The organism is Nitratireductor sp. GISD-1A_MAKvit, assembly GCF_040819555.1.
In the GTDB taxonomy this organism is placed as follows: Bacteria; Pseudomonadota; Alphaproteobacteria; order Rhizobiales; family Rhizobiaceae; genus Nitratireductor.
Map to the genome: position 1 here is coordinate 1,550,638 of NZ_CP161920.1, position 13,813 is coordinate 1,564,450.

Annotated in this window: 16 protein-coding genes and 1 pseudogene; 10 read left to right on the top strand and 7 right to left on the bottom strand. The window is 60.1% G+C overall.

All coding sequences use genetic code 11. The features are described from left to right. The first annotated feature begins 603 nt into the window (after positions 1-603). Entirely contained in the window at positions 604-1,050 is a 447-nt protein-coding gene (locus AB2N04_RS08685; RefSeq protein WP_367718391.1) for a tRNA (cytidine(34)-2'-O)-methyltransferase, read from the top strand. Between the two features lie 139 nt (positions 1,051-1,189). Here AB2N04_RS08685 and AB2N04_RS08690 read toward each other — a convergent pair whose 3' ends face one another. Continuing rightward, complete coding sequence (locus AB2N04_RS08690; protein WP_367718393.1) at positions 1,190-1,447, bottom strand: hypothetical protein; 258 nt, start codon at positions 1,445-1,447, stop codon at positions 1,190-1,192. Positions 1,448-1,566: 119 nt separating this feature from the next. On the opposite strand from AB2N04_RS08690, the gene hemF reads away from it, so the two are divergent. From hemF to AB2N04_RS08735, 9 genes and pseudogenes are all read left to right on the top strand, one after another. Beyond that, on the top strand, positions 1,567-2,481 hold the full coding sequence (gene hemF, locus AB2N04_RS08695) for an oxygen-dependent coproporphyrinogen oxidase (protein ID WP_367718394.1): 915 nt from the start codon (positions 1,567-1,569) through the stop codon (positions 2,479-2,481). Between the two features lie 265 nt (positions 2,482-2,746). Continuing rightward, the gene (locus AB2N04_RS08700; RefSeq protein ID WP_367718396.1) at positions 2,747-2,938 is read left to right on the top strand and encodes a DUF6665 family protein; all 192 of its coding nucleotides are present in this window, start codon (positions 2,747-2,749) and stop codon (positions 2,936-2,938) included. Positions 2,939-3,048: 110 nt separating this feature from the next. Beyond that, positions 3,049-3,804 (top strand): class I SAM-dependent methyltransferase, encoded by a 756-nt coding sequence (locus tag AB2N04_RS08705; RefSeq protein WP_367718397.1) that lies wholly within the window; start codon positions 3,049-3,051, stop codon positions 3,802-3,804. 261 nt (positions 3,805-4,065) lie between these two features. Next, the gene (petA, locus tag AB2N04_RS08710; protein ID WP_367718399.1) at positions 4,066-4,629 is read left to right on the top strand and encodes a ubiquinol-cytochrome c reductase iron-sulfur subunit; all 564 of its coding nucleotides are present in this window, start codon (positions 4,066-4,068) and stop codon (positions 4,627-4,629) included. Between the two features lie 23 nt (positions 4,630-4,652). Further along, a complete protein-coding gene (locus AB2N04_RS08715; protein ID WP_367718401.1) occupies positions 4,653-5,936 on the top strand; it encodes a cytochrome bc complex cytochrome b subunit in 1,284 nt (427 codons plus the stop codon). A 29-nt stretch (positions 5,937-5,965) separates the two neighbouring features. Continuing rightward, positions 5,966-6,793 (top strand): cytochrome c1, encoded by an 828-nt coding sequence (locus AB2N04_RS08720; RefSeq protein ID WP_367718402.1) that lies wholly within the window; start codon positions 5,966-5,968, stop codon positions 6,791-6,793. A 95-nt stretch (positions 6,794-6,888) separates the two neighbouring features. Further along, the gene (locus AB2N04_RS08725; protein ID WP_367718404.1) at positions 6,889-7,440 is read left to right on the top strand and encodes an adenine phosphoribosyltransferase; all 552 of its coding nucleotides are present in this window, start codon (positions 6,889-6,891) and stop codon (positions 7,438-7,440) included. Between the two features lie 207 nt (positions 7,441-7,647). Beyond that, positions 7,648-7,872, top strand: a pseudogene (locus AB2N04_RS08730) (S8 family serine peptidase); the annotation flags it as partial. A gap of 61 nt (positions 7,873-7,933) precedes the next feature. Further along, a complete protein-coding gene (locus AB2N04_RS08735; protein ID WP_367718406.1) occupies positions 7,934-9,697 on the top strand; it encodes an autotransporter domain-containing protein in 1,764 nt (587 codons plus the stop codon). Here the strand turns inward: AB2N04_RS08735 and AB2N04_RS08740 are convergent. The 6 genes from AB2N04_RS08740 to AB2N04_RS08765 form a co-directional block, all read right to left on the bottom strand. After that, the gene (locus AB2N04_RS08740) at positions 9,593-10,063 is read right to left on the bottom strand and encodes a MaoC family dehydratase (RefSeq protein ID WP_367718408.1); all 471 of its coding nucleotides are present in this window, start codon (positions 10,061-10,063) and stop codon (positions 9,593-9,595) included. The two genes, AB2N04_RS08735 and AB2N04_RS08740, sit on opposite strands and share 105 nt — an antisense overlap. Then, positions 10,060-10,545: a MaoC family dehydratase gene (locus AB2N04_RS08745; RefSeq protein ID WP_367718410.1), complete on the bottom strand. Its 486-nt coding sequence runs from the start codon at positions 10,543-10,545 to the stop codon at positions 10,060-10,062. Before AB2N04_RS08745 ends, AB2N04_RS08740 begins: the two co-directional genes overlap by 4 nt. Before the next feature lie 57 nt (positions 10,546-10,602). Then, positions 10,603-11,706 carry a redox-regulated ATPase YchF gene (gene ychF / locus AB2N04_RS08750; protein ID WP_367718411.1) on the bottom strand — a complete coding sequence of 368 codons (1,104 nt, stop codon included), beginning with the start codon at positions 11,704-11,706 and terminating at the stop codon, positions 10,603-10,605. A 3-nt stretch (positions 11,707-11,709) separates the two neighbouring features. Further along, entirely contained in the window at positions 11,710-12,429 is a 720-nt protein-coding gene (gene pth / locus AB2N04_RS08755; RefSeq protein ID WP_367718412.1) for an aminoacyl-tRNA hydrolase, read from the bottom strand. A gap of 24 nt (positions 12,430-12,453) precedes the next feature. Beyond that, positions 12,454-13,104: a 50S ribosomal protein L25/general stress protein Ctc gene (locus tag AB2N04_RS08760; RefSeq protein ID WP_367718413.1), complete on the bottom strand. Its 651-nt coding sequence runs from the start codon at positions 13,102-13,104 to the stop codon at positions 12,454-12,456. Between the two features lie 204 nt (positions 13,105-13,308). Then, the gene (locus AB2N04_RS08765; protein ID WP_367718414.1) at positions 13,309-13,731 is read right to left on the bottom strand and encodes a winged helix-turn-helix transcriptional regulator; all 423 of its coding nucleotides are present in this window, start codon (positions 13,729-13,731) and stop codon (positions 13,309-13,311) included. Positions 13,732-13,813 lie beyond the last annotated feature (82 nt).

A 13,813-nucleotide genomic window follows, 5' to 3' on the forward strand; every position in this document is an offset into this window, starting at 1 on the left:
TCGTGATGTCCATTGCCGCCTCCAGCGGTTTTCGTTGAAAGGAGCTGATTTATAACCGCAGCGGCCGTGTTTGGCCAGTGCCTTTGTGTGTGGAATGCCCATCACAGGTTGTGGGGAGGCCGGCAGGCCTCCTGCTCTGCGATGGGCCAGGGGAGGCGGAGGAATATCTTTGAAGCCGTGAGAAAACCAGTCACTGGAACAGTCTCCACAGCCTGGCCCACCCCTCCTGGCGCTCACCTGTCGGCAATCTCTTGTCCACGTCGGACAACTGGTCGCGATGGCCCCGCATTGTTCCGGGACAGCGCGGCCATTGTCGTGGCGCCGATCGTCAGCGCCCACGCCTCCAGCCTGTGACGCGTCGCTGTCGGAAGTCAGAAGAAGCGTTCCGAACCGTGTCCGCCGTCAGGCCTTCCGGCCGATGGTGCGGAGCCAGATGATGCAACGTCGAGGCGTGGTCATGCTTGTCTCAAGCGGTTCGCGTTGAAGATGGTGGAGTTACGCTCACGGTTGCATAACCCGCCATCTCTTCATGTCCCATTTTGTTTTCCTCTGAAACAGTGTAACCGGAATGCAACAGCCAGCCATGTCGAGAGACACAGCAAATTGCGTATCGCGCTCTACCAGCCTGACATTCCCGGAAACACCGGGGCCATACTCCGCCTCGCCGCGTGCCTCGGATTCACGGTCGACCTGATCGAGCCGGCCGGTTTCGACCTGTCGGACCGCAATCTCAAACGGGCGGGAATGGACTATATCGAGCGGGCTGCGCTCATTCGTCATTCATCCTGGGAGGTGTTCGAGCGCTGGCGGAAGGGCGAGGGGCGCCGCCTCCTTCTTTTCACCACCAGGGCAGAAGCGCGCTACACGGAATTTGGTTATTCGAAAGGCGACATCCTGCTTTTCGGACGGGAAACCGTCGGCGTCCCGGACAATGTGCATCATGCCGCGGATGCGCGTCTTGTCATTCCGATGCAGCAGGGCGCCCGAAGCCTCAACCTCGCCATGAGTGCAGCCATCGCTGCCGGCGAGGCGCTGAGACAGCTGGGATAGCCCGCACCGTGCGCCGTTTTCGACCGGCGTCACATGCCTTGCTGCATTCGCGGAAAGACTTGCTTCATTCGCAGAAGAAATGTCCAGACGTTTTCGAGCCCTTTCAGTCGGGCTCGATGAAACAGGGCATTCGTGCGCCCTAATCCGCCGTTGGTAATCGGCGCATGGTGAACTCGATCACATCGCCGGGCCGCTCGCACCAGCTCTCGATTTCCGTCCAGTAGGCCTGTTTGGGCCAGCGTTCCAGCCATTCTCTGGCTTTTTCGCGCGCCTGAGCGCGGGGCAGGGCAAAACTCTCCCGCAAAAAACCATCGCGGGGCAGGCGGCCCGTCCTTGCACGATGTTTGTCGAGACTGCGCTTCAGCCCCTCCAGAGGTGGTTTTGCGGGCACACGCACGAAAGAACTCCTTGACCCGATGGATAAGAAGATTAGGCAACGCAAGTGAAAATTGCGAGTCATTTGTAGGACTGTCCGCCTGTCGCGCCATCGCGTAGGATCGGGCGAGAGGAACGAAGATGGAAAGACCAGAACTCCCAGCCGGCCTGCCGGACGATATCGAGGACAAGAAAGCGAACGCGCGTGCCTGGTTTGAGGAACTGCGTGACCGGCTCTGCGCGACCTTCGAGAACATCGAGGATGAGTTGACCGGGCCACTGTCGTCGCGAACCCCCGGCCGTTTTGAACGCACACCATGGGAGCGTGACGGCGGCGAGGGTGGCGGCGGCGTCATGTCGGTCATGCATGGCAGGGTGTTCGAGAAGGTGGGGGTCCATGTTTCCACCGTTTTTGGCGAGTTTTCGCCCGAGTTCCGAAAGCAGATACCCGGCGCGGAGGAGGATCCGCGCTTCTGGGCGTCCGGCATCTCGCTGATTGCCCATCCGCAAAACCCGCATGTACCTGCCGTTCACATGAACACCCGCATGGTGGTCACCACCAGCCAGTGGTTTGGGGGCGGGGCCGATCTGACGCCGGTGCTGGATCGTCGACGCACGCAGGAAGACCTGGATACGGAAGCCTTTCACAAGGCCATGCGTTTTGTCTGCGATCGCCATGCGGCCATCGTTGACTATGAGAAATACAAGACCTGGTGCGATGAGTATTTCTATCTGCCGCATCGCGACGAGCCACGCGGCATTGGCGGCATCTTCTATGACTGGCTGCACTCGCCGGAAGAGAAAGGCGGCTGGCAGGCCGACTTCGATTTCACGCGCGATGTGGGGCGGGCCTTCACGGTCGTCTATCCGCATCTGGTGCGCAAGAACTTCAACACCAACTGGACCGAAGCCGACCGCGAGGAGCAACTGGTGCGGCGCGGCCGCTATGTGGAGTTCAACCTGCTTTACGACCGGGGGACGATCTTCGGTCTCAAGACCGGTGGCAATGTCAATTCCATCCTGTCCAGCCTTCCGCCCGAGGTGAAGTGGCCGTAGGCGTGCGGCGTGCCGTCTTCAGGGGCGCATGGTTGCCAGCCTCCTGTTCCGTGCTCCAGGTTGAACATGATTGTAAGTCGCGGCACGATATTCGGTAGACGTTCCGATTGTCGAGCGAGACAGAAGCGGTTGCTGCCATGTTAAAGCTCCCTGCCTCCGCAACCGGCCTCGTGGCCCACCCCGTCAGCGGTGACACCGTGCTGCATACCGAGATCGTGGCCGAACAGGGCCCTCGTCGCTCGGCCATGCCGGACGCCGGGCGGAAGTGGCGCTCAAGCGCCTTGCAGAAATTGATGCCAAAGGCGGGCAGGAGGCTCGGCGCTGCCTCCATCTGGCGGCCGATGCGGTGCACCACTACTTTATCCAGCGTGAACTTTGCGGTCTGCGCAGGCATGACGATGTGATTGCCGATCTTGCCATACCCCCAAGGGTTCTGGCGCGCCTCGGCGCGCGCTGAGCGCGGGATTTTCTGTCCGTGGCCTCGTGAAAGACCGGCTCTGGCCGGTTTGCAACCGTTGCGGGAGGTGCCACGGGCGTGCCAGCATTGGCAAAGCGGAAGAGCGCGTCATGGAAAACACCTACGGCACCCTCGCTTCATGGGTCTACCACCTCGACAAGCCCATCGGTCGCTCCTTTGGCGATATCGAGTTTTACCGTGAGCGCCTTTCGGGCTGTCGCGAACCGGTCCTCGAGCCTGCCGCGGGCAATGGGCGCGTTCTCATCCCGCTTTTGGAAGCAGGGATCGATATACGCGGCTTCGATGCTTCTGAAGACATGGTTGCCCATTGCCGCCGCGAGTGCGAGGCGCGCGGCCTGCCGTCACCCGTCGACATAGCCCGCTTTGACAGTTTCGAATACGGCACGCGCTTCGGTGCCATCATAATCCCCACCGGTTCTTTTCAGTTGATAACCGAGCCCGTGCAGGCACTGGCGGTGCTGAAACGCTTTCTGGATGCACTTTTGCCCGGCGGCCGGCTGATCCTCGACCTCGATGCGCTGGCGTGTCTCGGCGAAACAGTCACTCCGGCCCGTCAGTGGCGCACGGGTGAGGACATCCTCACACTGGTGGAAAGTCGCGTCGAGACCAGTTTTCAGCGTCAGACAACACTCTCGCAGCTTCGCTATGAGCATTGGCGTGCAGGGCGCCTTCTGGCCAGCGAACTGCAGTTTTTCCACCTGCGTCTGTGGGGGCTTCTGGAATTCGAACTGGCCCTGCGCTCCGTTGGTTTCGGCAAGGTCCGCGTTTTTGGCGACTACCGTGCAGATGATGCAGCCGAGGAAGGCGCGTCCATCTTCACCGTCGAGGCGGTCGCACCGGGTTGATCGTGGTGCAGAACGGGAACAGGGCATCCGTATTGAAAAACAGGACTTTTTAAGTCATCTTTATTCGCTGTATATTTCCTTGCGACAATCTGCCCTGCAGGGCCGCCCGCGTCTGGACAAGTTCATGCGCGGCGCATAGAAACCATCGAAAAATGCCGGGGGTAGAACCGGGCAAGCCATGTCGCATGCAGGGATTGCTTGGGTTCAAAGTGCAATGAGGCGTCCCGACCGGCCGACTCAAGGTGAAAGGATCGCAGTCCCGTGAGCGCTACCGATTCGACCGAACATACAAGGCGTGATTTTCTTTACGTCGCCACAGGCGTTGCCGGTGCCGTCGGTGCGGCTGGTGTGGCATGGCCGTTCATCGACCAGATGCGGCCCGATGCCTCCACCCGCGCTCTGGCCTCAATCCAGGTCGACGTCTCCGGCGTTGAACCTGGCATGTCGCTGACCGTCAAATGGCGCGGCCGTCCTGTGTTCATCCGCAACCGTACGGAAAAGGAAGTCGAGGAGGCGCGGGCTGTCGCACTGGAGGATCTGAAGGATCCCGTGGCGCGCAACGCCAACATCGCCGGGGATGCGCCCGCCACCGACCTCGACCGTTCTGCCGGCGAGGGCAAGGAAAACTGGCTGGTGATGGTCGGTGTCTGCACCCATCTTGGCTGCGTTCCGCTTGGTCAGGCAGGTGATTTCGGCGGCTGGTTCTGCCCATGCCATGGCTCGCACTACGATACTGCCGGCCGTATCCGCAAAGGCCCGGCACCGACGAACCTCGAGGTTCCGACGTTTGAATTTGTGTCCGACACCGTCATTCAGGTCGGCTAAGGCTCGGCGAGAGGGGATTTTCTATGAGCGCTGGACATTCGACCTATACGCCCAAGAGCGGCCTTGGCCGCTGGATGGATGCGCGTTTGCCGCTTCCGCGTCTGGTCTATGATTCTTTCGTGGCCTATCCCGTGCCACGCAATCTCAACTACGCCTACACGTTCGGTGGCATCCTGTCGCTGATGCTGGTGGCGCAGATCGTGACCGGCATCGTGCTGGCCATGCATTACGCGGCCAACACCGAGGTTGCCTTCACGTCGGTTGAAAAGATCATGCGCGACGTCAACTCCGGTTGGCTGATCCGCTATCTGCACTCCAATGGCGCGTCGATGTTCTTCATCGCCGTCTATGTGCATATTTTCCGCGGTCTCTACTACGGTTCCTACAAGGCGCCCCGTGAGATGCTCTGGATTCTGGGCTGCATCATCTACCTCTTGATGATGGCAACCGCCTTCATGGGGTATGTGCTTCCGTGGGGCCAGATGAGCTTCTGGGGAGCGACGGTCATCACCGGCTTCTTCACCGCCATACCTTTGGTGGGTGAGTGGATCCAGCAGCTTCTGCTCGGCGGCTTCGCGGTCGACAATCCGACGCTGAACCGCTTCTTCTCACTGCACTACCTGCTGCCCTTCATGATCGCTGGCGTCGTTGTGCTCCACGTCTGGGCACTGCATGTCACCGGTCAGACAAACCCGACCGGCATCGAAGTGAAGCAGAAGACCGACACCGTGGCCTTCACGCCCTATGCGACCGTCAAGGACGCCTTCGCAATGGTCGTGTTCCTGGCCCTGTTCGCCTATTTCGTCTTCTACATCCCCAACTACCTTGGTCACGCCGACAACTACATCGAGGCTGACGCGCTGAAGACGCCGGCGCACATCGTTCCCGAATGGTACTTCCTGCCGTTCTACGCGATCCTGCGTGCCATCACCTTCAACATCGGGCCGATCGACTCCAAGCTCGGTGGCGTTCTGGCCATGTTCGGAGCCATTGCCGTGCTCTTCGTCGTGCCATGGCTCGATACGTCCAAGGTTCGTTCCGCAGTCTACCGTCCGTGGTTCAAGCTGTTCTTCTGGCTCTTCGTCGTCAATGCCATCTTCCTTGGCTGGCTCGGCTCGCGTCCGGCAGAAGGCATCTATGTGGCGATGGCCCAGGGGGCGACGCTCTACTACTTCGCCTTCTTCATCGTCATCATGCCGGTTCTCGGTCTGGTCGAGACGCCCCGCCGTCTGCCCAATTCCATCACGGAAGCGGTGCTGGAGAAGAAGTCCGCCGGTGCGCCGGCCACCGAACAGGCAAAGGGCTGAGCGAGAGAATGCGCAAAGGGATTTTCGCAATGAAAAGCATCCTCAACGGATTGGCCGCGCTCGGCTTCGGTCTGGCGGCCGCCACGACCGCTGCCAGTGCCGCCGAGTATCCGATCAAGAAGCCTGTTGAGCAGGACTGGTCGTTTGCCGGCCCCTTCGGCACCTATGACAAGGGGCAGCTGCAGCGTGGCTTCAAGGTCTATCGCGAGGTCTGTGCGGCCTGTCACTCCCTGAATCTGGTTGCGTTCCGCAATCTCGAGGATCTCGGCTACTCCGACGCCCAGGTGCGTGCGATTGCCGCTGAATACGAGGTGGAGGACGGCCCGGATGATTCCGGTGACATGTTCATGCGCGCGGCAAAGCCGTCCGATCGGTTCCCGTCGCCGTTTGCCAACCCACAGCAGGCGGCAGCCTCCAACAATGGCGCGGTTCCGCCGGACTTCTCGCTGATTGCGAAGGCACGCGCGGTAGAGCGTGGTTTCCCGACCTTCGTCTTCGACATCTTCACGCAGTATGCCGAAGCTGGTCCGGACTACATTCATGCGCTTCTGACAGGGTACGAGGAAGATTCCCACGGACACGACGTTCCGGAAGGGACCTATTACAACCCCTACTTCATCTCGTCGGCTTCGCTGGCGATGGCGCCGCCGCTGTCGGACGGGATCGTGTCCTATGATGATGGTGCGCCCGAAACGGTGGACCAGTATTCCCGTGACGTGTCGGCATTTCTGATGTGGGCTGCGGAGCCGCATCTGGAAGCGCGCAAATCAACGGGTTTCGTTGTGATGATCTTCCTGGTTCTGTTTGGTGGCCTTGTCTATCTCACCAAACGCAAGATCTGGTCGGACGTCCATTAAGGCGCCGACCACAGGGAAATTTCGAAGGGCGCCGCGAGCGCCCTTTTCTTTTGCGCCGTAACACGGCAAAAGACAGGAGAACCGGGGCAGGGCACATGGCAGCATCTCAGACACTTCAAGACACGCTTCTTTCCGCGATCCGTACCATCCCCGACTATCCAAAGCCGGGCATATTGTTTCGCGACATCACGACGCTTCTTGGCAATGCGCGGGCATTTCGCCGCGCAGTGGATGAACTTGTCCATCCCTATGCCGGTTCGAAGGTCGACAGGGTTGCGGGTATCGAGGCGCGCGGCTTCATTCTGGGGGGAGCAATTGCACACCAGCTTTCCTCCGGCTTTGTTCCGATCCGCAAGAAAGGAAAACTGCCGCACGATACGGTGCGCGTCGCCTACAGCCTCGAATACGGCATCGATGAGATGGAGATGCACACGGATGCGGTTGCGCCCGGCCAGAAGGTGATCCTGGTGGACGATCTAATCGCCACGGGCGGCACGGCAGAAGCAGCGGTAAAGCTGCTCGGCCAAATGGGGGCCGAAATCGTTGCGGCCTGCTTTGTCATAGATCTACCGGATCTCGGTGGACGGAAAAAACTTGAAACGCTTGGTGTTAATGTACATACTCTGATCTCATTTGAAGATCATTGATATTATTGTGTTTTTATATTTATAATTATTTGATCTTTGTAAGTGTTTTTATGTATAAATTTTTAAACAGGTGTATTTTTGTTTCGTTTAACTTCGGGGGCTGCCGTGGCAGCCCTTTTTGTCGTTTTCTATGCATTTCATAATCAGGCTTTCGCGCAGAGTGCCAACTCGGCGCGTGACATAATTCGCGGTGATTGGGAAACCCAGATGGGCTGGTGGCTGGGGACGGTCAACGCGCACCGGGCCTATGACGCCGGCTTTACCGGCAAGGGTGTCAATATCGGCATTCTCGACAGTGGTTTGCAACACCGGCATCGTGAGTTTCGCGGACGTTTGAGCGGCTATTCGCTCGACGTGGATTCCGGGGGGGCGGTGACGGGCGATACTGTGGGCAAGAATGGTCATGGAACAGGTGTCGCTGCGGTTGCGGTGGCAAACCGTGATCAGTTTGGAATGCATGGTGTCGCCTATGATGCACTTGTCACGCCCATCGATGACGGCGAGATATCGGGGCCTGGACGAAGCCCTTGTGCAAGCCTATGCGTATCTGGCTGCCGTCGGTGGAGAGATCATGAACTTGTCCAGCGGTGTGGGTATTCCAACCGCGCACCTCACGCAGGGCGAGGCCGACGTCATAACCGAAGACATGCTGGCGGCTGCGCGACGCGGTGTCGATGATGGAATTTTGACGGTGGTGTCTGCAGGCAACGACCGACATTCCGAACCGGACTTTATATCCGGTATGCCCTATTTTTATCCCGAGCTCGAACGTGGCTGGCTCGCCGTTGTCGCATCCCGTTCCGATGATCAGCTGGCGTCATACTCACAGGATTGCGGTGTCGCGGCAAACTGGTGCATCGCTGCGCCGGGTGGAGACAGGGGGGCTGCTGATGGCAGCTTCAAGGAAGAGTACTTTCTTCTGCCCAGTGCCTCCGGCGGTTACTATCTCGCGGCAGGCACATCCTTCTCCGCGCCGCTGGTTGCGGGCGCGCTCGCCGTCACGCGTGAGATCTTTCCCGATGCCCCGATTGGTGATGTTCGCAAATTGCTTCTGAGGACGGCTGTCGATGCAGGAGCGCCAGGCGTCGATCCCGTTTTCGGCTGGGGCAGGCTCGATCTCGGCAATGTGGTCGACACCATTTCGCCCTCCGGTCGCTCAATCTTTGCAGGCGCGGCGCAGACAAGACTGCTTTCTATCGAGCAGGTCTCAGGACTACCCTTCCGGCCACGCTCTCGCTCATCGCGCATAAGGGCAATGTGGGCGGCGGGAAATTTTGCACGAGCCCGGTCCGATGCCGGGAGCTCCGGAAAGACCCGTTCGCAAAGCCGTGCCCTTGCAGCCGGTCTCGATCTTCTCGATCAACAGGGGCTGACCGCCGGAATTGGCCTTGCCCTTGCACGTGGCACCACGCGCGAAACGGGCACCGCAAATACCGCACGCAACGATGGCCTGTTTGGCTTGGGCTATGCCGGCTGGTCAAGCGGACGATGGTACGCCAGGGGCGCCACCGGGGCCGGATATCTGAGACAGAAACACACGCGGCGGTCCATCCCGGGGCTGTCGGGGACAGTCATGGAATTCGAGAATCATCAAGCCGGGTCCCGCACGAATGGGCTCGGTATATTCACCCGTCTTGAAGCCGGTCGCAGTTTTGAAACAGAGCTCGCGCAGATTTCCCTGTTCGGACGTTTCTCGGCGAGCAGCCAGAAATTGAAGGGGTTTCAAGAGAGCGATGTTGATGTTCTCGCCTACACGGTCAAGCGCGCAGGCCTGACCACGGCCACGGCTGGCCCTGGGCTGCGTCTGTCGGGTTCTTTCGCCAGCGGCGGGTGGACATTCACCCCTGAGGTCGAAATCTCCTATGCACGGGTTCTGGGAGACCGGGCACCTGCGGTGGATGCGGCTCTTCTCGAACGGCCAATGGAGGCGCGTACTGGTGACATGGGACGCGATGTATTGGGCCTCGGTGCCAATCTCTCATTCAGCAATGCGCGGACCGGCCCTTACCGCCAGGCTTGGCTACAAGGGGGCGTACCGCCGCAATGCAAGGCAGGGCAGCGTTCAGTTCAGCCTGTCTCTGGCCTTCTGAGGCACCGGCAAGGTGGATGCCGGAGACTGCCGGCGCGCTTGCGTGCCGGCGACCTTGCGGTGTCAGGGCGCCTTGACCAGCACGGCATTTGTCAGTGTCATGATTGCTTCACCTTGGGCGTTGAGAGCTGCTGCGTTCAGCGAAGCGACCACCCAGCCGGGGCGTGAGGTGAGGGGACGATACCCGGTCATTTCGCGGGTGAATGTCAGGGTCTCGTCGGCAAAGGCGGGTTTTCGCCATTTCAGATCGGAATAGCCCGGAGATGGTCCGAATTCCGGTGCCGGGCCTTCCCCTGTCCACTGATACAGAGCGTCGGGGTTTTGGGGACGAACATTGTAGCGCATCCACAGCGCTGCTGTGTGCCATCCCGAAGCGCAAAGGCGTCCGAACACCGAGTTCTTCGCGGCCTCCTCATCGAGGTGAAAGGGCTGCGGATCGTAGGCGCGCGCAAATGTCTTGATCTCATCGGCGGTGAGATGATGGCTGGCGAGTGTGACCGTGCGGCCCAGGCGAAGAAACTCGTCAAGCGTCATGATTGCGTTCCCTGCTCGCGTAGACGGAACATGATCGGGTTTTCTGTTTCAAGCACCGTCTCGCCTCTTTGATTGGCGAGGACGTGGCGGAACTCCACAAGACCGATCTGGGGACGAGAGCGAAGGCGCCGGGCTGTCAGAACCGTGCTGCTGCCGCTCAGGACGTCGCCTTCCAGGACCGGGCGTTTCCATCTGTTCGACGTTATGCCCGGCGATCCCTGCGAGGTAGAGTTGGCAAGCCAGGAATCATACATCATGCGCATCATCATCGCGCAGCTGTGCCAGCCGGAAGCCGCGAGCCCCCCAAGCAGGCTGGTCGCACCGGCCTCCGCGTCCAGATGCATGGGCTGCGGATCGAACTGTTCGGCGAAGGCGACAATCTCTTCAGCCGTGACGGTCTTTGGACCAAGTGGAAACGAGAGGCCCGGCGTGAAATCCTCGAAGGCCAGCCGGGCCGCAGCGGTTTTGGAAAAGTCGTTCATTCTTGAACTGATATTCGCATTGATCCCGCTTCGCAAGCGGATCGCCCGCCCTATGGTTCAGGTGTTGAACTTGAACAGCATCACGTCGCCATCCGCCACCACATATTCCTTGCCTTCGTCACGCGCCTTGCCTGCATCGCGCGCGGCCACTTCACCGCCGAGCGTGACGAAATCATCGTAGGCGATGGTCTGTGCGCGGATGAAGCCGCGCTCGAAGTCGGTGTGGATCACGCCCGCTGCCTGTGGCGCCTTGGCGCCTTTCTGAACAGTCCAGGCGCGCGTCTCCTTCGGGCCGGAGGTGAAGAAGGTGATGAGGTCGAGCAGTTCGTAGCCAGCACGGATCAGCCGATCGAGACCGGGCTCTTCCAGTCCCATGGCCTCCAGATATTCGACCGCCTCCTCATCGGAAAGCTGCGCCACCTCCGCTTCGATGGCAGCCGAAATCACCACCGTTCCTGCGCCCTGGGCCTTCGCCATCTCCTCAACGCGTTTGCTCTGCGCATTGCCTTCAGCTGCATCCCCTTCGGCCACGTTGCACACATAGAGTACCGGTTTGGACGTCAGCAGGTTGAGGCCGCGCAGAATCTTCAGATCCTCCGCAGCGATGCCGTCCAGAAGCATGCGCACGGGCTTGCCGTCCTGAAGCAGCGCCAGCGCCTGCTCCATCATCGGCAGAAGCGTCTGGGCTTCCTTGTCCTTTCCGGTTGCACGCTTCTGCATCTGCAAGGTGCGGCGTTCGAGGCTCTCCAGATCGGCAAGCATCAGCTCGGTCTCGACGGTCTCGGCATCGGCCACCGGGTCGATGCGGCCCTCCACATGGGTGATGTCGTCATCCTCGAAGCAGCGCAGCACATGCACGATCGCATCCACTTCGCGGATGTTGGCCAGGAACTGGTTTCCCAGCCCTTCGCCCTTGGAGGCGCCGCGCACGAGGCCGGCAATGTCCACAAAGGAAATGCGGGTCGGGATGACCTCCTTGGAGCCCGTCACGCCGGCAATCTTCTTCAGGCGCGGGTCCGGCACCGCCACTTCGCCCGTATTGGGCTCGATGGTGCAGAACGGATAGTTCGCGGCCTGCGCCGCAGCGGTCTTTGTGAGCGCGTTGAAGAGCGTCGATTTTCCCACATTGGGCAGACCGACGATGCCGCATTTGAAACCCATTTCCTATTCCTTCTGGCCGAGGAGTTTTTTGAGCATGGCCGCCATCGGGCCATCTTCGGGGAGAGGGGCGGAAGGGCCCTTCTGCCGCGCCTGACGAATGTGGCTTTGTTGTTTGGCGGGTTTGCCACCCCGCTTTTGCACCGGCTCAGGAGCCGTACCCTTAACCGCGAGGCTGACACGGTTCATGAAACCCGCTTCGTCACCTTCGGCGAGCATGGCGATGTTGTCTGCCGCCGCGTCCAGCAACGGTTCGAGCCATTCCTGATCCGCTTTGGCAAAATCCCCCAGCACGTGCGCGTTCACACGCGCCTTGTCGCCGGGGTGGCCGATGCCGATGCGCACACGGCGGTAGTCCTTGCCGCAATGGGCGTCGATCGACTTGATCCCGTTATGACCGCCCGATCCGCCACCGGTCTTGATGCGCAGTTTGCCGGGGGCGAGGTCCAGTTCGTCATAGAATACGATCAGATCCTCAAGGTCGATCTTGTAGAAGCGCATGGCTTCACCGATCGCCTGGCCGGAGAGGTTCATGAAGGTCTGCGGTTTCATCAGCAGAACCTTCTCGCCGCCGATGCGCCCCTCGGCCACCAGCGCGTTGAATTTCTTCGACCAGGACGAAAAACTATGGCGGCGCGCAATCGCGTCCGCCGCCATAAAACCGACATTGTGCCGGTGCCGTTCGTATTGCTGGCCGGGATTGCCGAGCCCTGCAATAAGCAGCATGAGGTTTCGCAGGAAAGGGGAGGATTACTCCTCGCCCTCGCCCTCCTTCTCTTCGCCGTCGGCTTCGCCTTCACCCTCTTGAGCCTCGGACTCTTCGGACTTGAGACCGGCCGGGGCTGCAATGGTTGCAATCGTGAAGTCACGGTCGGTGATGGTCGGCTCGACGCCCTCGGGCAGCTTGACAGCGGAAATATGGGCGGAATCGCCGATTTCCATGCCGTCCAGATCAACCTCGATGAAATCGGGGATCGCGGTTGCCGGGCAGGTGAACTCGACCTCGTGGCGCACAACGTTGAGAACGCCGCCGCGCTTGATGCCGGGGGCGGTTTCTTCGTTGATGAAGTGAACCGGAACGTTCACGGTCACGACCGTGCCCTTGCCGATGCGCAGGAAGTCCACATGCATGACGAAATCGCGGACGGGATCAAGCTGATAGTCCTTCGGGAGGACCTTGATCTTCTTGCCGTCGACGTCGATCGTGGCAATCGTGGTCAGAAAGCCGCCGCCGAAAATCTGCATGGACACTTCCTTGTAGGGAAGCGTGATGGAAAGCGGGGCATCCTTGTCACCGTAAATAACGGCGGGAACCTTGCCGTTGCGCCGAATAGCCCGGGCGGACCCCTTACCGACCCGTTCGCGCGCCTCGGCCTTCAGCTCGTAGCTCTGATGGCTCATGGCCTATCCTTTCATGTTTTGGAGCGCTTCCGGAAACACCGGAAACGTGAAAGCCGTTCGAATGAAAAACAGACGGTGCGGGCAGCACTGCCTGAGAAGCCTGGTGGATCAAACGGACTTCCGCCCGCGCTGCCTCCAAGGGTGTCTACGCGGACGGCGGGTCTATAGCCGATGCAGGGGTGCTGCGCAAGGGCGCAAGCCCTTTCAGGCCATGGTCGCCGGCTGGATCGGCTGTGGTTGGTGCCCGCTCGTCCCGCCCTCGGCGTTGCGGGCGTCATACGCGGTGCGTGCAGCCTCCATCCGGTCGGCATTGTCGAGCGCGAACTGTTTTAAAGCCGAAAGCGGTTCGGCAAGCTCGTGGCCAAAGGGTGTCAGTCGGTATTCAACACTGGGTGGAACGGTGGGGTACACCGTCCTTTCCAGAAAACCGTCACGTTCCAGAGCCCTTAAGGAACTGGTCAGAACCTTCTGTGAAATACCGTGCACCCGCCGCTTCAGAGCGTTGAAACGCAGTGGTTCTTCATGAAGCCGCTCGATTATCAGCGATGTCCACTTGTCTCCAATCAGCGAAAGAACCTCACTGATCGGGCGGCAGCTTTCCGAAATATGGCCGTGGCGCGGTTTCATAAAGGTGCCTTCTTGTTTCCCGGTTTCGCCTCTCAGATATAGGTCTGGTTACCAAAGGATACCACCGGGAATTTTAACCCGG